Annotated in this window: 23 protein-coding genes and 1 tRNA gene; 18 read left to right on the plus strand and 6 right to left on the minus strand. The window is 74.7% G+C overall.

Annotated features, from left to right (window positions below; translation table 11 throughout):
- Positions 1 to 270: 270 nt before the first annotated feature.
- A complete protein-coding gene (locus tag AC162C_RS12010) occupies positions 271 to 3,834 on the plus strand; it encodes a DUF2339 domain-containing protein (RefSeq protein WP_484097745.1) in 3,564 nt (1,187 codons plus the stop codon).
- Between the two features lie 48 nt (positions 3,835 to 3,882).
- Here AC162C_RS12010 and AC162C_RS12015 read toward each other — a convergent pair.
- A tRNA-Thr gene (locus AC162C_RS12015) sits at positions 3,883 to 3,955 on the minus strand.
- A gap of 189 nt (positions 3,956 to 4,144) precedes the next feature.
- On the opposite strand from AC162C_RS12015, the gene AC162C_RS12020 reads away from it, so the two are divergent.
- Positions 4,145 to 5,593 (plus strand): hypothetical protein, encoded by a 1,449-nt coding sequence (locus AC162C_RS12020; RefSeq protein WP_484097746.1) that lies wholly within the window; start codon positions 4,145 to 4,147, stop codon positions 5,591 to 5,593.
- A gap of 18 nt (positions 5,594 to 5,611) precedes the next feature.
- Here the strand turns inward: AC162C_RS12020 and AC162C_RS12025 are convergent, their stop codons facing one another.
- Both AC162C_RS12025 and tmk read right to left on the minus strand, forming a co-directional pair.
- Positions 5,612 to 6,676 carry a DNA polymerase III subunit gene (locus AC162C_RS12025; RefSeq protein WP_484097747.1) on the minus strand — a complete coding sequence of 355 codons (1,065 nt, stop codon included), beginning with the start codon at positions 6,674 to 6,676 and terminating at the stop codon, positions 5,612 to 5,614.
- The gene (gene tmk / locus AC162C_RS12030) at positions 6,651 to 7,247 is read right to left on the minus strand and encodes a dTMP kinase (protein WP_462972837.1); all 597 of its coding nucleotides are present in this window, start codon (positions 7,245 to 7,247) and stop codon (positions 6,651 to 6,653) included. Before tmk ends, AC162C_RS12025 begins: the two co-directional genes overlap by 26 nt.
- Positions 7,248 to 7,368: 121 nt before the next feature.
- Here tmk and AC162C_RS12035 point away from each other — a divergent pair, with 121 nt between their 5' ends.
- Both AC162C_RS12035 and AC162C_RS12040 read left to right on the plus strand, forming a co-directional pair.
- Entirely contained in the window at positions 7,369 to 8,274 is a 906-nt protein-coding gene (locus AC162C_RS12035; RefSeq protein WP_484097748.1) for an NAD-dependent epimerase/dehydratase family protein, read from the plus strand.
- A 28-nt stretch (positions 8,275 to 8,302) separates the two neighbouring features.
- The gene (locus tag AC162C_RS12040; protein WP_484097749.1) at positions 8,303 to 8,833 is read left to right on the plus strand and encodes a LytR C-terminal domain-containing protein; all 531 of its coding nucleotides are present in this window, start codon (positions 8,303 to 8,305) and stop codon (positions 8,831 to 8,833) included.
- A 5-nt stretch (positions 8,834 to 8,838) separates the two neighbouring features.
- Here AC162C_RS12040 and AC162C_RS12045 read toward each other — a convergent pair whose 3' ends face one another.
- Entirely contained in the window at positions 8,839 to 9,747 is a 909-nt protein-coding gene (locus AC162C_RS12045) for a proline dehydrogenase family protein (protein WP_484097750.1), read from the minus strand.
- 92 nt (positions 9,748 to 9,839) lie between these two features.
- On the opposite strand from AC162C_RS12045, the gene AC162C_RS12050 reads away from it, so the two are divergent.
- A complete protein-coding gene (locus AC162C_RS12050) occupies positions 9,840 to 11,222 on the plus strand; it encodes a cyclic 2,3-diphosphoglycerate synthase (protein ID WP_484097751.1) in 1,383 nt (460 codons plus the stop codon).
- A gap of 24 nt (positions 11,223 to 11,246) precedes the next feature.
- Positions 11,247 to 12,158 carry an ornithine carbamoyltransferase gene (gene argF / locus AC162C_RS12055; RefSeq protein WP_484097752.1) on the plus strand — a complete coding sequence of 304 codons (912 nt, stop codon included), beginning with the start codon at positions 11,247 to 11,249 and terminating at the stop codon, positions 12,156 to 12,158.
- Positions 12,159 to 12,194: 36 nt separating this feature from the next.
- Here argF and AC162C_RS12060 read toward each other — a convergent pair whose 3' ends face one another.
- Complete coding sequence (locus AC162C_RS12060) at positions 12,195 to 12,485, minus strand: hypothetical protein (protein ID WP_484097753.1); 291 nt, start codon at positions 12,483 to 12,485, stop codon at positions 12,195 to 12,197.
- Between the two features lie 9 nt (positions 12,486 to 12,494).
- The gene (locus tag AC162C_RS12065) at positions 12,495 to 13,052 is read right to left on the minus strand and encodes a hypothetical protein (RefSeq protein ID WP_484097754.1); all 558 of its coding nucleotides are present in this window, start codon (positions 13,050 to 13,052) and stop codon (positions 12,495 to 12,497) included.
- An 18-nt stretch (positions 13,053 to 13,070) separates the two neighbouring features.
- Between AC162C_RS12065 and AC162C_RS12070 the strand changes: the two genes are divergently transcribed.
- From AC162C_RS12070 to AC162C_RS12125, 12 genes are all read left to right on the plus strand, one after another.
- Positions 13,071 to 13,808, plus strand: a complete 738-nt coding sequence (locus tag AC162C_RS12070) for a class I SAM-dependent methyltransferase (RefSeq protein ID WP_484097755.1) — start codon at positions 13,071 to 13,073, stop codon at positions 13,806 to 13,808.
- Positions 13,805 to 14,530 (plus strand): hypothetical protein, encoded by a 726-nt coding sequence (locus tag AC162C_RS12075; RefSeq protein WP_484097756.1) that lies wholly within the window; start codon positions 13,805 to 13,807, stop codon positions 14,528 to 14,530. Before AC162C_RS12070 ends, AC162C_RS12075 begins: the two co-directional genes overlap by 4 nt.
- Positions 14,531 to 14,555: 25 nt before the next feature.
- Positions 14,556 to 15,476, plus strand: coding sequence for a hypothetical protein (locus tag AC162C_RS12080; protein WP_484097757.1), 921 nt, complete (start codon positions 14,556 to 14,558; stop codon positions 15,474 to 15,476).
- Between the two features lie 72 nt (positions 15,477 to 15,548).
- Positions 15,549 to 15,770 carry a hypothetical protein gene (locus AC162C_RS12085; RefSeq protein ID WP_462975471.1) on the plus strand — a complete coding sequence of 74 codons (222 nt, stop codon included), beginning with the start codon at positions 15,549 to 15,551 and terminating at the stop codon, positions 15,768 to 15,770.
- A gap of 65 nt (positions 15,771 to 15,835) precedes the next feature.
- Positions 15,836 to 16,993, plus strand: a complete 1,158-nt coding sequence (xseA, locus tag AC162C_RS12090; protein WP_484097758.1) for an exodeoxyribonuclease VII large subunit — start codon at positions 15,836 to 15,838, stop codon at positions 16,991 to 16,993.
- Entirely contained in the window at positions 16,990 to 17,205 is a 216-nt protein-coding gene (xseB, locus tag AC162C_RS12095) for an exodeoxyribonuclease VII small subunit (RefSeq protein WP_462972824.1), read from the plus strand. Before xseA ends, xseB begins: the two co-directional genes overlap by 4 nt.
- 10 nt (positions 17,206 to 17,215) lie before the next feature.
- Positions 17,216 to 17,626, plus strand: a complete 411-nt coding sequence (locus AC162C_RS12100) for a cyclic nucleotide-binding domain-containing protein (protein ID WP_462972823.1) — start codon at positions 17,216 to 17,218, stop codon at positions 17,624 to 17,626.
- 26 nt (positions 17,627 to 17,652) lie between these two features.
- Complete coding sequence (locus AC162C_RS12105) at positions 17,653 to 18,216, plus strand: RNA polymerase sigma factor (RefSeq protein WP_484097759.1); 564 nt, start codon at positions 17,653 to 17,655, stop codon at positions 18,214 to 18,216.
- Complete coding sequence (locus AC162C_RS12110; RefSeq protein WP_462972821.1) at positions 18,213 to 18,464, plus strand: hypothetical protein; 252 nt, start codon at positions 18,213 to 18,215, stop codon at positions 18,462 to 18,464. The genes AC162C_RS12105 and AC162C_RS12110 overlap by 4 nt, the downstream gene beginning before the upstream one ends.
- Positions 18,461 to 19,066, plus strand: a complete 606-nt coding sequence (locus tag AC162C_RS12115; protein ID WP_484097760.1) for a cyclodeaminase/cyclohydrolase family protein — start codon at positions 18,461 to 18,463, stop codon at positions 19,064 to 19,066. The genes AC162C_RS12110 and AC162C_RS12115 overlap by 4 nt, the downstream gene beginning before the upstream one ends.
- Entirely contained in the window at positions 19,063 to 19,890 is an 828-nt protein-coding gene (locus AC162C_RS12120; RefSeq protein ID WP_484097761.1) for a S8 family serine peptidase, read from the plus strand. The genes AC162C_RS12115 and AC162C_RS12120 overlap by 4 nt, the downstream gene beginning before the upstream one ends.
- Complete coding sequence (locus tag AC162C_RS12125) at positions 19,887 to 20,531, plus strand: GAF domain-containing protein (protein ID WP_484097762.1); 645 nt, start codon at positions 19,887 to 19,889, stop codon at positions 20,529 to 20,531. The genes AC162C_RS12120 and AC162C_RS12125 overlap by 4 nt, the downstream gene beginning before the upstream one ends.
- Positions 20,532 to 20,593 lie beyond the last annotated feature (62 nt).

Raw genomic sequence — 20,593 nt, forward strand, 5'->3', positions numbered from 1 at the left:
CGGCCGGCGCCGACACCCGAGGCGGCGCCGACGCCCGAGGCGGCCCCGCGGCCCGCTCTTCCGCCGCGGCGGATCGTGCGCAAGCCGGCCGGGCCGGCCCCGGCGGCACAGCCTGCCGGGCCGCCTCCCACGCCGCCCGAGCGGCGGGCGCCGCTCCCCGAGCCTGCGTTGACGGCGGCGAGGGCAGAGCCCACGGCGCCGCCCGAGCGAGCGCCCCGGCCGGCGGCTCCTCCGCCTCCCCCGTCGCCCCCGAGGCCACCGCGTCCGACGATGCGGGAGTGGCTGGAGCGGTACGACCTGCTCGGCGCGCGCGGCCTCGCCCTCGCAGGTGGGACGGTGATGCTGCTCGGCGTCGTCTTCCTGTTCGTCCTCGCCGTGAACCGCGGCTGGGTCGGCCCGTCCGCCAGGATCGCGATCGGCGCCGGCGTGAGCGCCCTGCTCGTCGGCGTCGGGCTCGCGCTCGAGCGCCGGTACGGCCTCCTCGACGCCGCCGTCGCAGCCGTCGCGACCGGCATCGCGGGCGGCTACGCGACGCTCGCCGCCGCGACGATGCTCTACGAGATGGTGCCGACCTGGGGCGCGCTCGTCGTCGCCGTGGTCATCGCCACAGCTGCATCGGCGATCGCCGTCGCGTGGAAGGCCGAGCTGATCGGGATCCTCGGACTGCTCGGCGCCCTCAGCGCGCCGGCGCTCGTCGCGATCGACGAGGGCCTCACCGCGGAGGGGAGTGCGTTCGCGCTGCTCGTGTTCGGCGCGTCCGCAGCGGTCGCCGCGTGGATGCGCTGGCGATGGCTGCTCACGCTCGCGGCGATCGACGTCTTCGCGCAGGTCCTCGTGCTCGCCGCCGATGTCGACCCAGGCGCCCTCGCCGCGATCGCCGTCGCCTACGCGACGGCCGCCGCGCTCGTCGCCGCAGCCGTCGGCTGGCAGTTCGTGACCGGGCGGGCGTCGCTCGACTGGCTGTCGATCGGGATCGTCGCGATGGCGACGACGGTGGCGGGCGTGACGCTGCGGCTCTTCGAGTCCGATCTGCACGCGGGCACGGCCACCCTCGTCGCCGCGATCGTCGCGGCCGCCGTCTCGACGGCCCTCGCGCGCTGGTTCGCCCCGCTCGGGGAGGCTCTGGTGGTGGCCGCGGCCGTGCTCGTCTCCGCGGGTGTCGGCACGTGGTGGGTCGAGGACGTCGCCGCGGGCGGCACCGCTGCGATCGCCGTCGCGCAGGTGACGGCCGCGACGCTCGCCGCCGGCGCGATCGGGTGGCAACTCCTGGCGGCGCGGCTGCCCCTCGACCGCGCCGCGGCAGCCCTCGTGGCGGTCGCCACCGCACTCCTCGTCGCGTCGAGCCCCGTCCTCTTCGCGCTCGACCGCACCCGAGGGGTCGCGCTCCTCGTCGCGGCGATCGTCGCGGTCGCGGCGTCGACCGTTCTCGCCCGGCGGCTCGCGCCGCTCGGCGAGCTCGTCGGCCTCGCGGGCGTGGTGCTCGCCGCCGCCGGTGTCGTCGCGTGGGCCGTGGGGGACATCGGCACACGGGACTGGACGGCGGTCGACGCCGCCGCCGCGGCCGCCCTCGCGCTGCTCTGCGGCGCGATCGGCTGGCAGCTGCAGCGGGACGAGGCGGGTCTCCACCGGATGGCAGCGCTGTTCGTGACGGCGACCACGGCGCTCGTCCTCGGCTCGAGCCGGATCCTGTTCGCGCTCGACCGTGACCGCGGCATCGCGCTCCTCGTCGCCGCGGCCGCCGTGACCGTCGCCGCGGTGGGCGTCTACCGGCGCGCAGTCGACCTCACACGCGTCCTCGGCGCGACGGCCCTCGTCGTCGTCGCCGTCGCGACGGCCGACCTCGTCTCCGGTCGCAACCTCGCGATCGCCTGGTCGGCGCAGGCGACGGCGCTCGCGGTGATCGCGTACGTCGCGCGGAACCTCCGCTCCGAGCTCGCCGCCCTCGGCTACCTCGGCCTGGCGCTCGGCCACCTCGCGGTCGTCGACCTGGGCGCGGCCGACGCCTCCGGCCGCCAGGACCTCCTCGCACACGCCGCTCCACCCCTCTTCGCGATCGCCGCGTCCGCCGTCGCCGTCGGACTGCTCGCGCCCCGCACGCGCGCCGATGCGCCGAGCAGCGGCCTGCTGGCGCCCCTCGAGCCGCTCTGGGCAGGCCTGCTCCGGGCCCGGGTCGCGCTCCGCGCATCGCTCGTGACGCTCGCATTCGTCCTCGCCACGCTCGCCACCGACGGGCTGGCCGACGGGCGGACGCTGACGGTGGTCTGGGCGCTGCAGACCGTGGTCATCGCGACCGCCGCGCTGCTGGCGCGGGAGATCCGACTCCAGCCCTTCGCGCTGCTCTCGCTGCTGCTCGCGGTCGGGCACGCCCTCGCCTTCGAGGCGCGGCCGAGCACGCTCTTCGAGCCCGTCGGCTTCGACGTCCTCCCGGCCGTGCCGAGCGTCGCCGCAGCGCTCGTCGCGACGTCGGTCGCGGCCGCGACAGCACTCGTGCGCGGGCCGGGGATCGCCTGGCTCGGCGCGCTCGACGGCCCCGAGCTCGCATTGCTCCAGCTCCGCCGTGCACAGCCGCACCTCCGCATCTGGCTCGCTGCTGCCGCGATCGTGCTCGCCCTCTTCGGAGCCGGCCTCCTGCTCGTGGCCGCCGACTACACCGTCGGCCAGGTGGCGACGACCGTGATCTGGTCCGTCGTCGCGCTGGCCGCGATCGCCGTCTGCGCACGCCTCCGCCTCCTCGCCCAGCTCGCGGCGGGCTGGGCGCTGCTCGCCGTCGCCGTCACGAAGGGCGTCGCCTTCGACTCGACGGAGCTGTCCACGATCGCCGGCGGATGGTCGCTGCTCCTCCTCGCCGTCCCGCTCGTGCTCGCCGGCCTCGTGACGAGGTGGCTCGTGACGCCGACGGAGGAGCCGCTCGAGGGCGTCGCCGCAGTGGTCGCCGCGGCCGCGCTCGTGCTCGCCTGGTGGGGCCTCGATCGACTGACGGCGTCCGACGGCGCGCTCGGGCTCACGCTGCTCGGCGTCGCGGCCGGCTACGCGGCCCTGGCCGCGGTGCCGTACCTCCGCTGGCGCCGGGGCGAGGACCTCGAGCGGCCGTGGCTCCGGAGACTGACGACGGCGTACTGGCTCGTCGGGCTCGCGCCGCTCCTCGCGGGCGAGGCGCTCGTGATCGAGAGTCGGCCCGGCATCGCAACCGCCTTCGGGGCGACGGCGGCCGCGCTCGCCGTCGCGGCGGTGCCGCTCCGGGAGCCGCTGCTCGCGCTCGCCGGCGTCGTCCTGCTCGGGGGGACGACGATCGCCACGCTCGCCGTCGTCACTCCTCCCGACCGCTTCTTCGAGGCCTCCGAGCACCCCGGCGCGGCCCTCTGGTCGCTGGCGGTGATCACGGCCGCCTGGCTCGTCGTGGCGGTGTCACGCGGGGCCCAGCGCTTCGTTCCCGCGCTCTGGGCGTGGCTCGTGGTCGGCGTGCTCTCGATCTACCTGCTCTCGCTCGGGATCCTGGAGCTGGCACAGCGTGTCTCCGGAGGGACGGTCACCACCGACTTCCAGCGCGGGCACACCGGGGTCAGCGTCGCGTGGGCCGTGATCGCGCTCGCCCTCTTCGGCGTCGGGCTGGGGACGGAGCGCGCCTGGCTGCGCTGGGCAGGGCTCTCGCTGTTCGGGATCGCGCTCGCGAAGCTCTTCCTGTACGACCTGAGGACGCTCAGCTCGATGACGCGGGCGCTCTCCTTCCTCTTCGTCGGCGCCCTGCTCCTCGCCGCCGCCTTCTTCGCGCAGCGTCTGACGCGGCACGACAGGGACTCGTGGCTGCACGGGCCGCCCCGCGCGCCCGCCGGCTGACCGATGCCATCCCGATCGAGCCGGACAGCGCACCCCGAGGCGCCGGGAAGCCGACGCCCGGACTCGAACCGGGGACCCCATCATTACGAGTGATGTGCTCTACCAGCTGAGCTACGTCGGCGGGTCTGCGCCATTCTAGAGGCCCGCGATGGCCTGGGCGGCCGGCCCTGCGTCGGCCGGGTGGCCCCGTGTGCTGCGCCCACCGGCATCGAGCCGCGACGAGCGGCGGGATCGACCCGTGACCTCACCCGTGCGGGCGTCCCTCGTCCGAGGGAGCCACCCCCCGCCGTCCCGCGCCGATCCTGGGTCTGTGCGGCGCGTGGCGCTCCCCCTCATTGCTCTCGCCCTCCTCGTCGGAGGCGTGCTCACCGCGGGCGCGATCGCCGGCAGCCCGCCGGGGCCTGCGGTCGGTGTCACCGCCGCCCCGGGGCCGTTCTCGGCGGCGATCGGCTGGACGATGGACTCGGCGGGATCGGTGGTCGTCGAGTACGGGGTCGACGACCGCTACGGCGTATGGGCCGACCCGGTCGTCACGACCGTGCCGGGCTCCGGGTCGGTGACGCTGACCGGCCTCGAGCCCTCGACGCGATACCGGTTCCGGCTGACGGCGAAGTCCCGCCCGATCGTCGGCCGCTCCGTCGTCACGGGATCCTTCGTCACCGCCCCGTACCCGTCCGCCACGACGGCCGCGATCTCGGGCTCCGGGGCAGTGCCTGCGGCGCCCCCGTCCTCCGCGCCGAGCAGGACGGGCGAGCGCCAGATCACGGGCTCGGCCGCGGTCACCGCCGCCCGGGCGGGCGGCCCCGCGCTGCTCACCGTCAACGGTGCGCCGATCTTCCCCCGGATCGTCTGGGAGCAGTGCCCGGGCACCTGGCGGGACAGCATCGCCGCCGGCGTCAACGTGTTCCTCGGCATCGGCTGCAAGCTCCCGGGCACGGCGCTCGAGGGGCTCGCGGGTCACGCGCTCTCCACCCACGACATCGGGCTCACGGGCGCGGGCCCGAGCACGATCGGCTGGCACCAGCCCGACGAGCCGGACTGGCGTGCGACCACGGGCAACGCGCTCACCCGACGGCAGGTGCCGGGCCGGGTCACGTTCCTCACCCTCACCGACAAGTTCTCGTCCCGGAAGGCCCCACCGGCCGGCGGTCGCGGGATCTACCCCGGCCTGTTCGCCAGCGCCGACGTGATCGGGTTCGACTCGTACCCGCTCGAGGAGCGCTGCCGACCCGACACGCTGCACGAGGTGTACGACCTGCAGCGGGAGCTCGTCGCGCTCGTCCCGAACAAGCCGACCTTCCAGTGGATCGAGTCGGGGCCGATGGAGAAGTGCTTCCGCTACGACCCGACCCCCGCGATCGTGCGCGCCGAGACGTGGCTCGCGATCGCCGGCGGCGCCGTCGGCATCGGGTACTTCCCGGGGCTGTGGGAGCCGCAGATGCGGCAGGCCGTGGCACTCCTCAACCGCGACCTCGTCGCGCTCGCACCCGCGATCCTCGGCACCGTCGGCACCGGATCGGCCGACGCGTCGAGCGGGATCAAGGTCGGTGTCCGCCACCACGGCGGTGCCACCTACGTGATCGCGGTGAACCCGCGGCTCACCTCGCGCACGGCCCGCATCACCGTTCCGGGCCTCAACGGGCGCGCCCTCTCCGTGTTCGGCGAGGACCGCACCGTTGCGGCGACCGGGAACACGATCGCCGAGACCTTCCCGGCGCTCGCCGTGCGCATCTTCATCCTCCCGCCGACGGGCCCCTAGGCGAGAGCGGGCGGACGCTCAGGCGAACGCCCGGCACAGGCGCACGAACAGCGCCTCGAGCCAGAGCTGGGCGTTGACGTTCAGCTCCTCGGCGACGCGCCACGACTCGCGCACCGCCTCCGCGGCGGTGGCGGCGGCCACCCCGTGACCGGCCTCCGCGTCCCGCCGCAGCTCCGCGAGGCGGTCGGCATGGAGCACGGTGCGCTCCGCCCCGACGGCGACCGCGACGAGATCGCGGTACCAGGCGGCGAGCTCGTCGAGCGACGCCAGGATCTCCTCACGCTCCGCACCGCGCTCGGCGCGCCGGATCCGCTGCTCGCGCTCACGCTCGGTCAGGTCGAGCCCCTGAACCGCAGCCTCCTCGCGTTCGCGCGCCGCCGCGCCGCGTGCCTTCGCCGCCTCGAGCACGATCGCGGCGGCTGCGGCGGGATCGATCGCGTCGTCCGCGTAGACGGCGCGGGCGGCGTCGAGCAGCGCCGTCCGCCGCTCGCGGGCAGCCGGATCGAGCAGCCGCCGGGCACGGTCGAGGCGACCGGCGGCGACACGGGCGACGGCGGTCGCCTGCTCGTCGTCCAGCCCCGGCTCCTGCGCCACGATCCAGGCCTTGACCGCATCGTCGGAGAGACGACGGAACGGCACCAGCTGACAGCGGGAGCGGATCGTCTCCGGGAGAGGGCCGAGCTCGTTCGCCACGAGCACGATCGAGGCGTACGCCGGCGGCTCCTCCAGGTCCTTGAGCAGCGCGTCGGCCGCCTCGTCGCCGAGCAGGTGGGCATCGAGGACGAGGTAGACGCGCCGATCGCCCTCGAACGGGCGCATGTGGAGGTCGTGGTGGAGCGCCCGGATGCGGTCGATGCGGATCATCTCGCCGAGCGGCTCGACGACGACGAGGTCCGCATGCGTCCGTGCGTGCACGCGTCGCTCGTCGCCGAGCAGGGCCGCCGCGAGCGCGAAGGCGGCCGTGCGCTTCCCGACGCCCGCGGGGCCGTGGAGCAGGAACGCGTGCGCGCCCTCGCCGCCCAGCGCACCGGTGAGCAGCCGCTTCGCCTCGGGCTGCTCAGGGACCGCTGCGAAGGCGCTCATATACCTCCTCGGCGATCGCGGTCGGCTCGCGGCGGGCGTCCAGGGGGACGATCCGCCCCGGGAAGCGCCGTGCGAGCTCCCGGTACGCCTCGTCGACGAGCACACGGAAGCGGTCGTCCTCGCGCTCGATCCGGTCGGGTGCGCCCCCGAGGCGCGACCGTGACTCCCCCGGGTCGATCACCAGCAGGAACGTCCGGTCGGGGAGCAGCCCGCCGACCGCCGAGAGGTTGAGCTCGAGCACCGCCTCCAGCCCCAGTCCCCGCGCGATCCCCTGGTAGGCGAGCGACGAGTCGAGGTAGCGGTCGCAGACGACGACCGCGCCCCGCTCGAGCGCCGGCCGGATCACCTCGTCCACGTGCTGCGCGCGCGACGCGGCGAAGAGCGCCGCCTCCGCCCAGGGCGCGACGTGCCCGGCGTGCAGCAGGAGCTCCCGGATCCGCTCCCCGAGCTCGGTCCCGCCCGGCTCCCGGGTGAGCACGACCTCCTCGCCCTCCCGGCGCAGCCGCTCCGCGAGGAGGGTCGCCTGCGTCGTCTTGCCGGAACCGTCTCCTCCCTCGAACGTGACGAACACGAGCCGGAGGCTAGACGATCGATTCGCGTCCGTGCCCTTTCGAGCGAGGCGGGCCCGGGCCGACGCGGCCGGCGCCCGCGCGGCGGGATCGACACGGTCGGCGGGCGAGTATCGTGAGGGGGTGCGCGTGATCGTCACCGGGGGGGCCGGCTTCGTGGGCTCGCACGTCGCCGAGGCGCTGCTCGGTCGCGACCACGAGGTGCACGCGATCGACGACCTGTCGACCGGTCGGCGTGAGAACGTCCCGCAGGGGGCGGAGCTCCACGTGGCCGACGTGCGTGAGCCGCTCGACCGGCTCTGCGACCAGATCGCGCCCGAGGCGGTGCTGCACCTCGCGGCCCAGATCGACGTCCGGGTCTCCGTCTCCGATCCGATCGCGGACGCCACGGCGAACGTGATCGGGACCCTGCGCGTGCTGGAGGCCGCCCGCAGCCACGGCGCCCGGGTCGTTCTCGCCTCCACCGGCGGTGCGATCTACGGCGAGTGCGACGCGCCCGCGACGGAGGACGCCCCCCGACGGCCGCTCGCGCCCTACGGGACGTCGAAGCTCGCCGCGGAGGAGTACCTCGCGACCTGGAACCGCCTCTACGACGCCCGGCACGTCGCGCTGCGGCTCGGCAACGTCTTCGGGCCGCGGCAGGACCCGCACGGCGAGGCCGGCGTCGTCGCGATCTTCCTCAGCCGTCTTCGAGACGGCGAGCCGGCGACGATCTTCGGCGACGGCTCGCAGACCCGGGACTACGTCTACGCGGGCGACGTCGCCCGCGCCTTCCTCGCCGCCCTCGACGGGCCGAGCGGCACCTTCAACGTCGGCACCGGCGCCGAGACCTCGGTGCTCCAGCTCTACGATCGCTGCCGCGCCGCAGCCGGCAGCGACGCCGAGCCCGTGTTCGCCGCCCCGCGCCTCGGCGAGCTCCAGCGCAGCTTCCTCGACACCACACGCTCCGCCCACGAGCTCGGCTGGACGGCGACGACCTCGCTCGACGACGGGCTCCACGCGACCTGGGAATGGATTCGGGAGGAGTGAGCGGCCCGCGGGCGAACCTGTCTCGGCGTTGGTCGACTTCCCGCTCACCCGTCCCCCCGGCGGAGAGCCGTTCCCCTGGCGGACGGCCGCTCTCGCCGCCTCTGCGATCGCCGCCGTCGAGCTCGTCCTGCTCGTGCTCGTGGGCGGCACGCTGATCGCCAAGCCCGACGCGAAGGCCGGCCGCACGAAGGCAGCTGCCGCCGCAGCGCAGCCGGCACCGGCGCAGAAGCCGAGCGCGAAGCCGAAGCCGGCGGCGACGGCCGCGGCGGCGATGCTGCCTCGTCGCAAGGTGTCGGTGATGGTGCTGAACGGCAACGGCCGCACCGGGGCGGCATCGGCCGCCGCGGGGCGCGTGAAGGCTCGCGGCTACCGCATCGGCATCGTCGGGAACGCCCCGAGCCAGGACTACCCGCGTTCGCTCGTCATGTACCGGAAGGGGTTCGCACCCGAGGGCGCGCGCCTCGCACGCGATCTCCGCGTCACCGTCGTCGGCCCGCTCGACGGCATGCGCCCACGGCAGCTGAAGGGCGCACACGCGGTGCTCATCCTCGGCGGCTGAGGCGGCTAGCCGCGGCCGACCAGCCGCGCGAGCGTCGCCCTCGCGACCATCGACGCCATGTGCGGGTTCTCCTGCAGGCGGCGGAGCGAGTACTCGTACCAGCGCCCGCCGAAGGGGACGTAGACGCGCAGCCGGTGGCCGGCGACGACGAGCTCGGCCGCACGGGCCTCCCTGACGCCGAGCAGCATCTGGAGCTCGTACCCGTCGGCCGGGAGCCCGGCGAGACGGGCGAGCGACTCGGCGAGCAGCCACTCGTCGTGCGTCGCCACGGCCGGGTAGCACCCGGCGTCGAGGAGCGCGTCGAGCAGCGCGACGAACGCCCGCCGGATCTCGTCCGGCTCCTGGAACGCGATCGACGGCGGCTCGACGTAGATGCCCTTGCAGAGGCGGACGCTCGGACGGAGGTCGCGGACGGCGGCGAGGTCGGCGAGGCTCCGGCGCAGCGCGGCCTGCAGGACGATCCCGACGTTGTCGTGACCCGCCTCCCGCAGCCGACGGTAGAGCGCGAGCGTGTCGTCGGTGCAGGTCGAGTCCTCCATGTCGATCCGCACGAACGTCGACCGCCTGGCCGCCTCGCCGACGACGCGCTCGAGCAGGCGCCGACAGTGGTCGACGTCGACCTTGAGGCCCAGCCCGGTGAGCTTCACCGAGACGTTGGCGTCGAGCCCGTCGGCGCTGATCGCGTCGAGGACGTCGACGTAGGCGGCAGCGATCGTCTCCGCCTCCTCGACGCGGGTCACCTCCTCGCCGAGCACGTCGATCGTCGCCATCTGCCCTGCCGCGTTGAGCGCGCCGACCGTCGAGCGCGCATCGGCGAGCTCCGGGCCGGCGATGTACGGGGCCGAGAGGCGCTGGACGACCGCGCGCGGGACGAGGGGGAGCAGACGGACGACGGCGTGATCGAGGATCCGCACGACGCGCGATCGTACACCTGCCCTGGGTCAGTAGCTCCCCGCAGGCGGGATCGGCGCCGACGCCGATGTCGGCCCCTTCCGGGCGGGCTGCAATGGAGGCAGCCGACCGCGCGACGGACGGAGGAGGAACTGTGCGACGGGTCGTGATCATGGGCGCCGGAGGACGTGACTTCCACGACTTCAACGTCGTCCTGCGCGACGACCCCTCCGTGCGGGTGGTGGCCTTCACGGCCGCCCAGATCCCCGGGATCGACGACCGCGTGTACCCGGCCTCGCTCGCGGGTGAGGCGTACCCGGACGGGATCCCGATCCGCCCGGAGTCCGAGCTCGAGCACCTCGTCGCCGAGCACGGCGTCGACGAGGTGGTGCTCGCGTACTCCGACCTCTCCCACGAGGACGTCATGCACCGCGCGTCGCGGGTGCTCGCGACCGGTGCCGACTTCCGGCTGCTCGGCCCGCGCACGACGATGCTCAAGGCGTCGCGGCCCGTGATCGCGGTCACCGCCGTCCGCACCGGGTGCGGCAAGAGCCAGACGAGTCGCCGGGTCGGCGAGATCCTGCTCGACTCGGGGCTGCGCGTCGCCCTCGTCCGCCACCCGATGCCGTACGGCGACCTCGAGGGGATGCGGGTGCAGCGGTTCGCCTCGATCGCCGACATCGACGCGTCGCGGGCGACCGTCGAGGAACGCGAGGAGTACGAGCCGCCGGTCGCGCTCGGGCTCGTCGTATTCGCGGGCGTCGACTACGAGGCGATCCTCGCGCGGGCCGCGGAGGAGGCCGACGTGATCGTCTGGGACGGCGGCAACAACGACCTGCCGTTCGTGGAGCCCGACCTCTGGATCACGGTCACCGATCCGCTGCGCGCGGGCCACGAGCTCACGTTCCATCCCGGCGAGGTCAACCTCCGTCGCGCCCACGTGGTCGTGGTCAACAAGGTCGACAGCAGCGAGCCCGACGCGGTCGAGCAGGTCGTCGCGCACGTCCGGGAGGTCAATCCGCACGCCACCGTCGTGATGGCCGAGTCGCCGGTCACGCTCGAGCCGGGCCCGCCGCTCGAAGGTCGGCGCGTGCTCGTGGTCGAGGACGGCCCGACGCTCACCCACGGGGGGATGGCGTTCGGTGCCGGTGCCGTCGCGGCGCGGGCGGCCCGTTGCGCGGAGCTCGTCGATCCACGGCCGTACGCGGTCGGGTCGATCGCCGAGGTGTACGACCGCTACCCGCACATCGGCGCCGTGCTCCCGGCGGTCGGCTACTCCGCCGACCAGCTGGCCGACCTCGAGCGGACGATCGAGGCGACTCCGGCGGACGTCGTCGTCGCCGGGACCCCGATCGACCTCGCCCGCCTGATCACGACGAGCCATCCGCTTCGGCGCGCCCGCTACGACCTCCGTGAGGTCGGGCGTCCGACGCTGCACGAGGTGATCGCCCCGATCGAGCGCCTCGCCCACCTGGAGACGACCGTGTCGACGGGCTGACCGGCCCGAGAGAGGAGCGGACCCGTGACGAATCTCGATGCACCGGCGATCCCCAGGCACTACCTGCGTGCGTCGGACCTGACGACGGAGGGGCTCCTGGCCCTTCTCGACCTCGCGGAGCAGATGAAGGCCCGGCCCCACGGCTTCGTCGAGGCCCTGCGCGGCGACACGCTCGCCTGCTTCTTCGAGAAGCCGTCGACGCGAACCCGCGTCTCGTTCGCGGCCGCCGCCGAGCGCCTCGGGATGCTCCCGCTCGTCCTCCGACCCGACGAGCTGCAGCTCGGGCGCGGCGAGACGCTGGCGGACACTGCACGCACGCTGTCGAGCTACGCGGCCGCGATCGTGCTCCGCACCTACGCCCAGGACACGGTCGACGAGATCGCGGCCGCGGCGACCGTCCCGGTCGTGAACGCGCTCACCGACAAGCATCACCCCTGCCAGGCGCTGGCCGACCTCTTGACCCTGCGCGAGCGCTTCGGCCACCTCGAGGGCCTGCGCGTCGCCTTCGTCGGGGACTTCAACAACGTCACGACCTCGCTCGTCGAGGCGGGCGGACTCGTCGGCGTCGAGGTCGTGGTCGCCTGTCCCCCGGGGGTCGAGCGCCCGGTCGAGGGAGCGATCGTCGTGCACGAGCCGTCCGAGGCGGTCGTCGGCGCCCACGCCGTGTACACCGACGTGTGGGTGTCGATGGGAGACGAGGCCGAGCGGGCGGCCCGGATGGAGCTGCTCGCGCCCTACCGGGTCGACGAGGCGCTCGTGACGAGGGCGCGGCCGGACGCCGTGTTCATGCACTGCCTTCCCGCCCATCGCGAGGAGGAGGTGACCGGGGCGGTCATCGACGGGCCGCGCTCCGTCGTCTGGCAGCAGGCGGAGAACCGGCTGCCCACCGAGGAGGCGCTGCTGCTCGCGCTCGTCGCCCGCCGCTGGGAGCTCTGACGCCGGACGGGGGACGACCCACGGCGACCCGGCGGGCTACTCGCGCATGAAGCCCTGCCGGGCTGCGGAGACGAGCGCGACGGCCTCCGGGAACAGGACGCGCATCGCATCGCGGAGTGCCAGCGCCTGCTCGTCCGGCCCCCCGGCGACCTCGACGCGCGCGAGCGCCGCGGCCGTCAGCTCGACGGCGGTGTTGAGCGTGAGCGTCGCGAACTGCTCGCGCTGCGCGTCCTTGACGCTCTCGGACTGCTGCTCGGCGAACTCGCGCAGGCCGCGGAGGATCTCCTCTGGATCGCCGCCGAACGGGAAGAAGCCGCCGCCCTCCATGACACCAGCCTAGACGAGCACGCCCCGGTAGTCGGACTCGACCTCGCGCCAGAGCGCATCGACCGCGCCCTGCGCACCGCGCATCGCGGTGCTGAAGGGCGACCCGTCGCCGTGGTCGTACAGCGCGGCCTCGAGGCGATGCGCGGCCGCGCCGATCGCGTCGAGCCGCTCCGGCGTCGCCACCTGCGGCGGCGCGCCGAGCACGCGCTGGAGCTCTGCGGCCGCCGCCTCGGCCTCGGCGATCCCCGGTGGCGCCTCGACGATCCGCAGCTGCACGAGCTGCGCCCGCAGCTCGTCGAGGTCGCCCGGGAACGACGACTCCTCCGCGATCTCGCAGAGCGCCGCGATCGAGACGGCGTCGCGAACACGGTCGCGGGACGCCACGACGACACCGCTCGCGTCGAGGGCCAGCCAGCCCCGCTGCTCCTCGCCGGCGTCGAAGGCGCACAGGTAGAGCCGCTCGCCGGCCGCCGCCTCGGCCGCGAGGACGCCGACGACCGGCTCGTCGTCGGCGCCGACCGCGGCGGCTGCCTCGGCGATCCGCACGATCTCGTCCGCCAGCGTCACCGTGCCAGGATAGAGCCCATGAGCGAGCGGCAGCCGCGCAGCGACGCACCCGCAAGGCCGGGAACGGGGCAGTCCGGGCGTGCCCGCCACGCCCTCGAGCTGTTCGCCCCGCTCGGGCCGACGTACGACCGCGTCGGCGCCGTGCTCTCGCTCGGCCAGGACCCCCGCTGGCGACGGGTGCTCGTCTCGTGCGTGCCGGCCGACGGCGGCGCCGTGCTCGACGTCGCCACCGGCACGGGGCTCGTCGCCGAGCGCCTCGTCCGCCGTGGTCACCGGGTCACCGGGCTCGACCAGAGCCCGCAGATGCTCGCGGCCGCGCGGGAACGGCTCCAGGGACGGGCCACGCTCGTCGAAGGCTCCGCGGAGTCGCTCCCCTTCGCCGACGCGTCGTTCGACCACCTCACCTTCACGTACCTCCTGCGCTACGTGGACGACCCCGGGGCGACGCTCGTGGAGCTCGCGCGCGTCGTCCGGCCGGGAGGGACGATCGCGATGCTCGAGTTCGGCGTGCCGCGCGGCGCCTGGCGACCGCTCTGGGACGTGTACGTGGACAGGGCTCTGCCCCTCGCGGGCCGCGCCCTGTCGCCCGGGTGGCACGCCGTCGGCGCGTTCCTCGGCCCGTCGATCCGCGCGCTCTGGCAGAACGTCCCGGAGCCGCGCCTGCTCGAGCTCTGGAGGGAGGCGGGCGTCCCGGCACCCCACCTTCGCCGACTCTCGCTCGGCGGCGGCGTCGTCGTCTGGGGCACGCGCACGTGAGCGGCGGACGTCCCGCGTTCTACGCGCTGCGCCCCGGTGGCTGGCGCGACTACGTGACCCTCCTGCATCTGCCCTACACGGCCTGGCACCTGTCGTACGTCGTCGTCGGCGGATGCCTCGCGAGCACGGTCTCATGGCCCCGGCTCGGCCTCACGGTGCTCGCGTTCGCGCTGGCGATGGGCATCGGCGCCCATGCGCTCGACGAGCTCCACGGCCGCCCGCTGCGAACGACGATCCCCGACTCCGTCCTCATGGCGCTGGCCGTCGCCTCCCTGGCCGCCGCCTGCGCGATCGGCGTCGTCGTCGCGGTGCGCTTCGAGCTGTGGATCCTCGCGCTCGTGGCGGTCGGCGCGTTCCTCGTGCCCGCGTACAACCTCGAGCTCTTCGGCGGACGCCTGCACACGGACGTCTGGTTCGCGATCGCCTGGGGAGCGTTCCCCGTGGTGACGGGATACGTCGCGGTCAGCGGGAGCGTCGCCCCCGAGCTCGCGCTCGCGGCCGCCTGGGCGACCCTCCTCTCGCTGGCCCAGCGGCGGCTCTCGACACCCGTCCGCCGCCTCCGGCGCCACACGGCCGAGGTGACGGGTCGCACGATGCTCGCGGACGGCACCGTCGAGCCCCTCACGCGCGAGACCGTGATCGCGGGCCCGGAGGCGGCGCTCCGGCTGCTCTCCTGGTCGACCGTCCTCGTCGCGGCTGCGCTCGCCGTGTTGCGTGCGTAGGGGATCGGTCGTCTAGCATCGGCGCATGCCGGCATGGGTCCTCGCCGTCCTGGTGGGTGCGGCCGCGCTCCTCGTGCTCGTCGCACTCGTCGTCGCGCTGCGGCGTGCACGCGCAGCGGCCGCCGACGGGCAACGACTCGCCGAGTCGGCCCGGGCCGTGCTCCGCGCCGTGGTGGACGAGGAGACGACCGCGCACAAGGAGGAGATCCGACGGACGCTCGCGCGCGAGCGGGCGGAGTCGGCCTCCCTGCTCGCGGCCGAGGAGCGCCGGCTCGCGGAGGAGCACCGGGTGCAGTTCGTCGAGCGCGAGCGCCGGGCCGGCGACACGCTCGCCCAGGCCCTCGTCGCCGAGGAGCGCCGTCTCGACGAGCGGCTGCGCGGGTTCACCGAGGACCTCGAGCGCGCCCAGGTACACATCGAGGCGCAGCTGAAGCTCACGGAGCAGCGCTCCGAGGAGCGGATCGTCGAGCTCGGCGCACGCCTCGACGCCGAGGCCTCCGAGCTCGGCAGCACGGCGGACGAGCAGCGCCGGACCGTGCATCGCCTCCGCGAGGAGCTCTCGCGGCTCGCCAGCCAGTCCGTACAGGAGGCGCTCGACGAGCTCGAGTCGCTCACGCTCGAACGCCGACGCGCGATCGAGGAGATCACCGAGCGCCTGCGCGCCCGCGAGGCGGCGATCGCCGGGTCGATCGAGCGCGCCGAGACCGACGTGCGGGCCCGTCTCGACCTGCTCCTCGTCGAGTGGGAGCGCCGGCAGACGGAGCGCCTGCAGCGCGTGACGGAGCGCGAGATCGAGCGCCATGCCCAGATCGCGTCGCTCGCGTACGACGAGCGCATGCGGGAGATCCGCGAGGCGGCGACGACGCAGCTGCGGCGCGAGCTCGACCGCGCGGTCGAGGCGCTCGGCCGTGACGAGCTCGCGCAGCGCATCGACGCCGGCTCGTAGCGGTCCCACACGGGCGCCAACCCCGACGGGGAAGGGATCGTCTCAGTGGTCACGAATCTCCGTGGGCACACGATGGCCAAGACGACCGAGACAGAGACCGAGCTCCACGTCGCCGTCGACGGCGTCGGCGAGCGGGCGAAGGTCGAGGGATGGCGTCTCCACGTCCTGATCGAGGCGGGCTACCCCCTCCACCTCGCCGAGCGGCTGGCGGCGAGCGCCGCCGACCTCCACGTGTGCGTCGACCTCCTCCGTCAGGGCTGCTCGCCGACGACGGCCGCGGAGATCCTCCTCTAGCGGGCGCACGGGCCGCAGGCTCCGCCGGGAGCCACGGGGATTCCCAGTAGGCTCCGTGCCGCCGCATGGCGAAGGTCGAGCCCATCCACTACGGCGATCGCCGCGTCTACCCCGTGGCCGCGTTCAACCGCGGTCTCGCCGACTACCTCGGTCGTCTGCCCACCGTCTGGGTGGAGGGCGAGGTCACGGAGCTCCGCCGGGCCGACACCTGGGCGAACGTCTTCCTCACGCTGAAGGACGTGGAGACGGGGGCCTGCCTCGACGTGACGATCGCACGGGCACGCTTCGACGCGCTCGAGCTCGGTCTCACGGACGGAGAGCGGGTCCACGTCGAAGGCCGCCCGGGGCTCTGGGAGGCGCGGGGCTCGCTCGCCTTCCGGGCGCGGACGATCGAGCGCTTCGGCGCGGGCGAGCACGCCGCGGCGCTCGCCCGCCTGCGCGCCGTGCTCGAGCAGGAGGGCCTGTTCGCGCCGGACCGCAAGCGGCCGCTGCCCCGCTTCCCGCGCGCCGTCGGCCTGCTCACCGGGACGGACGCCGCGGCGCGGGGAGACGTCGTGACGGCGATCACGACCCGCTACCCACCCGCCTGGATCGTCGTCTGCGAGACGCGGGTGCAGGGCCGCGACGCGGCCGTGCGCATCGTCGAGGGCCTGGAGCGGCTCGCGGCCCACGCGGCGGTCGACGTCGTCGTCGTCGCACGCGGCGGCGGCAGCTTCGAGGACCTGCTGCCGTTCAGCGACGAGCGCGTCGTCCGGGCGGTCGCGGCCTGCCCGGTCCCGGTCGTCTCGGCCGTCGGGCACGAGCAGGACGAGCCGCTGTGCGACCTCGCCGCCGACGTCCGGGCGTCGACGCCGACGGCCGCGGCGAGGCTCGTCGTCCCCGACCTGGACGGGCTGGTCGCCGGGCTTGCCCAGTCCCGACGCCGGCTCGCCGGCGGGACACGCCGAGCCGCGGCACGGGATCGCGCGCGCCTGGAGCGTGTCGGCGATCGCCTGCGGCGGGCGCCGCGGCTGCTCCTGGAACGACGGCGCTCCGCCCTCGAGACGACCGGTGGACGCCTGCGGGCGCTGTCGCCGACCGCGACGCTGGCGCGCGGGTACGCGATCGTCCGCTGCGGCACGGCGATCGTCAGCGAGGCGGCGGCGGTCGAGCCGGGCGATGCGATCGCCGTCGAGCTCGCCGCGGGCGGGCTCGACGCCCGGGTCGAGGAGGTCAGGCCGTGACCGCCGAGCCGACGTTCGAGGAGGCGCTCGCCCGGCTCGACGAGATCGTGCGGCGCCTCGAGTCGGGCGACGTCGCGCTCGACGAGGCGCTCGGCCTGTGGCGCGAGGGCGAGGAGCTCCACCGGCTCTGCCTCGAGCGGCTGACCGCCGCCGAGGGGAGGGTCGAGGAGCTCGAGGCCGAGCAGGATGACAACACGTCGGGGACCCTGTAGGTTCGCGCTCATGGCACAGCCCTCCCCCGACCTCATCCGCGGCATCCCGCTCTTCTCCGGCCTCGACGACAAGGACGCCGGGCAGCTCGCCGCCGACTTCATCGAACGGACGTTCAAGTCCGGCCAGGACATCGCGAAGGAGGGCGAGGGCGGCCTCAACTTCTTCGTCGTCGAGTCGGGCGAGGCCGCCGTCTACGTCGGCGGAGCGAAGGTGCGGACGCTCGCGCCCGGCGACTCCTTCGGCGAGGTCGCACTCGTCGACAAGACGCCGCGGAGCGCCACGGTGACGGCGGAGACCGAGATGCGCGTCTGGGGCCTGCCGGTCTGGAGCTTCCGGCCGTTCGTCGAGACGCGTCCGACCGTCCTGTGGAAGCTCTGCGAGATCCTGTCCGACCGGCTGCGAGAAGCCGAAGCCCGCTAGGGGACGCCGCCGGCGGCGCACCCCACATGGCGGTAACGCCCGACGCTGAGCTCGTCGCCCGCTGTCGCGAAGGCGAGCCCGACGCGTGGCGCGAGCTCGTGGAGCGGTTCTCGCGGTACGTGTACGCGATCACGACGCAGGCCTACGGCCTCCGGGGCCAGGACGCCGAGGACGTGTTCCAGGAGGTGTTCGCGCGCGTCTTCGAGCGGCTCGACACGCTGCGCTCGGACGCGGCCGTTCGGCCCTGGATCGCGCAGCTCACGCGCAGGTGCGCCGTCGACCGGCTCCGGGCCTCCGGGCGGGAGGTGCCGGCCGAGGAGTTGTCCGAGGAGGCGGTCGGGGAGACGCTCGAGATGCTCGACGAGGCGATGGACGTCCGCGACGCGCTCGGCTCGCTCACGCCCGAGTGCGGCGAGATCCTCGACCGGTTCTTCGCCCGGGACGAGAGCTACCGCACGATCGGGGAGGCGCTCGACCTCCCGGCGGGGACGATCGCGAGCCGGATCTCCCGCTGCCTGTCGAAGCTCCGGGAGCGGCTCGAGGGAAGAAAGCGATCCTCCACCCCGTCCAGTGACCAGGTGCAGCGATGACGAGATACGACGAGGAGCGGATCGCAAGGTTGCTCGGCGCGTTGCCTGTCGTGCCCCAGGGATGGGTGCAGGCGGCGCAGGAGCTTCCCTTCGCCCGTCGCGAGCTCGACTCCATCGTCGATCGGGCCGCGCGTGACGCGGACTACCGGGCCGCCGTCGTGGCGGACCTGGAGGCCGCGCTCCGCACTGTCGGCGTCGAGCCGTCGACGCCCGTCGTCGCCCACCTGCGCAGGCGCCTGGAGCAGTGACCCGTCCCCCGACCGCCGGGACCGACGTCCCGCTCGAGCAGCACCGTCTCGCCGCACTGCTCGGAGCGCTCGAGGCGCCTGCGCCCTCCCCCGCCGGGGGGTCGGCCGCTGCGCTCGCCGCGGCCATGGGCGCCTCGCTCGTCGTGCTCGCCTGCCGGGCCTCCACCGACTGGGACGACGCTCCCGGGATCGCTGCCCAGGCCTCGACTCTGCGCGACCGGCTCGTCGCCCTGGCCGAGGAGGACGTGCGCGCGTACGCCGCGGCGCTCGAGGCCCTGGACGCCGCGAGCGGTGCCGGGGGCGGGCGCGATCGGATGCTGGGCGTCGCCCTCGAGGGGGCCGCCGACGTGCCGCTCGCGATCGCCCGCGCCGCCGCGGACGTCGCCGAGCTCGCCGCACTCGCCGCCACCGCCGGCAAGCCGACAGTGCGCCCCGACGCCGTCGTCGGGGCCATGCTCGCCGAGGCCGCGGCCGCGAGCGCGGCGGGGCTCGTCGAGGTCAACCTCGCCACGCTGCCGCAGGACGAGCGGTGCACGCAGGGCCGCGCCCACGCCGCAGCGGCGCGCGAGGCTCGGGATCGCGCGTACGAGGCCGAGCCGTGAGCGAGCGGATGCTCCCCGCCTGGAGCCTCTCGGCGGACGCCGTCGACACGATCGACGCGCTGCCGCAGTGGCAGGACCGCGTGACGCGCGAGTGGGCGATCGGCGGGTCGACGGGCGAGGGCGTCGACGTCTGCATCCTCGACAGCGGCGTCGACGGCGACCACCCGCTGGTCGGCGGGCTGGCGAGCGCGGTCGCGGTGGAGCCGTCGGAGGAGGAGGGCGGGGAGCCGCGGGTCGTCCCCGACGAGCTCGGGGACGTCTGCGGTCACGGCACCGCGTGCGCAGGGATCGTGCGGAGCCTCGCACCGGACTGCCGCCTGCACTCCGTGCGTGTGCTCGGCGCGGGCACGACGGGCTCCGGCGACCTCATCCTCACGGGCCTGCGCCACGCGATCGAGCAGGGCCACCGCATCGTCAACCTCAGCCTCTCGACGACGAAGCGCCGCTTCGCCGAGCTCCTGCACGACCTCGCCGACGCCGCCTACTTCAAGCGAACGGTGCTCGTCGCCTCCGCCCACAACATGCCGGTGGAGAGCTACCCGTGGCGCTTCGCCTCGGTGATCTCCGTCGGCAGCCACGAAGGGGACGACTCGCTCGCGTGGTACGCGAACCCCGATCCCCCCGTGGAGTTCTTCGCGCGCGGCGTCGACCTCGACGTCGCCTGGACTGGCGGCGGCACGCTGCGGTGCACCGGGAACAGCTTCGCGGCGCCGCACATCGCCGGGATCGCGGCGCTCGTGCTCGGCCGACACCCGGAGCTGACACCCTTCCAGCTGAAGAGCGTCCTCTACCTGACGGCGACAAACGCGGGAGGAGCGAGATGACGGAGAGCGCGTACCGGGCAGTCGCCGCCGCCGGGCTGCTGGCGACCGAGGAGTCCCACCGCCGGCTGTTGCAGTCGATCGTGGAGGTCGCGCGGGCGATCTTCCGGGCCAAGGCGGCATCGGTCTTCCTCCTCGACGACGAGACGGACGAGCTCGTCTTCGAGGCGGTCTCCGGGGAGGGCGAGGGCGAGCTGATCGGGATGCGGGTGCCGTCGAGCACCGGCATCGCGGGCTGGGTGCTCGTGACGCGGCAGCCGCTCGTCGTCGACGACCTGAGCGCCGACCCCCGGCACGCGCGGCAGACGGCCGAGGCGACGGGGTACGTCCCGAAGGCGCTCGTCGCGGTGCCGCTGCTCGCCGACGACCGCGCGATCGGGGTGCTGTCGGTCCTCGACCGCGCCGACGTCGACCGGCCGTTCTCGCTCGCGGAGATGGACCTGCTGACGCTGTTCGCCGACCAGGCGGCGATCGGGCTCGACCTGCTCCGCGCCGGCCGCCGAGCCCGGTCGGTGGCAGAGGGCGGCGACGACGAACGGGCAGCGGTCGTCGCGCGCGTCGCCGAGCTGCTCGGCGACGACGAGGACGGCTCGGGGCTCAGGCTGCTCGAGGCGCTCGAGAACGTGCTGCGCCGCACGGCCTGATCCGCGGCCCGGCGGCGCGGACGAAGCGCCCGGGACCCGGTACGGCCGCGTGCGGCGGCCGC

The sequence above is a fragment of the Gaiella sp. genome, from assembly GCF_057140465.1.

Bases quoted from the DNA above. Each gene is read 5' to 3' on its own strand.
- AC162C_RS12010 (WP_484097745.1), top strand. From the start codon at position 271: ATGCGGGAGTGGCTGGAGCGGTACGACCTGCTCGGCGCGCGCGGCCTC.
- AC162C_RS12025 (WP_484097747.1), bottom strand. From the start codon at position 6,676: ATGAGCGCCTTCGCAGCGGTCCCTGAGCAGCCCGAGGCGAAGCGGCTG.
- AC162C_RS12050 (WP_484097751.1), top strand. From the start codon at position 9,840: ATGGAGGCAGCCGACCGCGCGACGGACGGAGGAGGAACTGTGCGACGG.
- AC162C_RS12060 (WP_484097753.1), bottom strand. From the start codon at position 12,485: ATGGAGGGCGGCGGCTTCTTCCCGTTCGGCGGCGATCCAGAGGAGATC.
- AC162C_RS12070 (WP_484097755.1), top strand. From the start codon at position 13,071: ATGAGCGAGCGGCAGCCGCGCAGCGACGCACCCGCAAGGCCGGGAACG.
- AC162C_RS12080 (WP_484097757.1), top strand. From the start codon at position 14,556: ATGCCGGCATGGGTCCTCGCCGTCCTGGTGGGTGCGGCCGCGCTCCTC.
- AC162C_RS12085 (WP_462975471.1), top strand. From the start codon at position 15,549: ATGGCCAAGACGACCGAGACAGAGACCGAGCTCCACGTCGCCGTCGAC.
- xseA (WP_484097758.1), top strand. From the start codon at position 15,836: ATGGCGAAGGTCGAGCCCATCCACTACGGCGATCGCCGCGTCTACCCC.
- AC162C_RS12100 (WP_462972823.1), top strand. From the start codon at position 17,216: ATGGCACAGCCCTCCCCCGACCTCATCCGCGGCATCCCGCTCTTCTCC.
- AC162C_RS12105 (WP_484097759.1), top strand. From the start codon at position 17,653: ATGGCGGTAACGCCCGACGCTGAGCTCGTCGCCCGCTGTCGCGAAGGC.
- AC162C_RS12110 (WP_462972821.1), top strand. From the start codon at position 18,213: ATGACGAGATACGACGAGGAGCGGATCGCAAGGTTGCTCGGCGCGTTG.
- AC162C_RS12125 (WP_484097762.1), top strand. From the start codon at position 19,887: ATGACGGAGAGCGCGTACCGGGCAGTCGCCGCCGCCGGGCTGCTGGCG.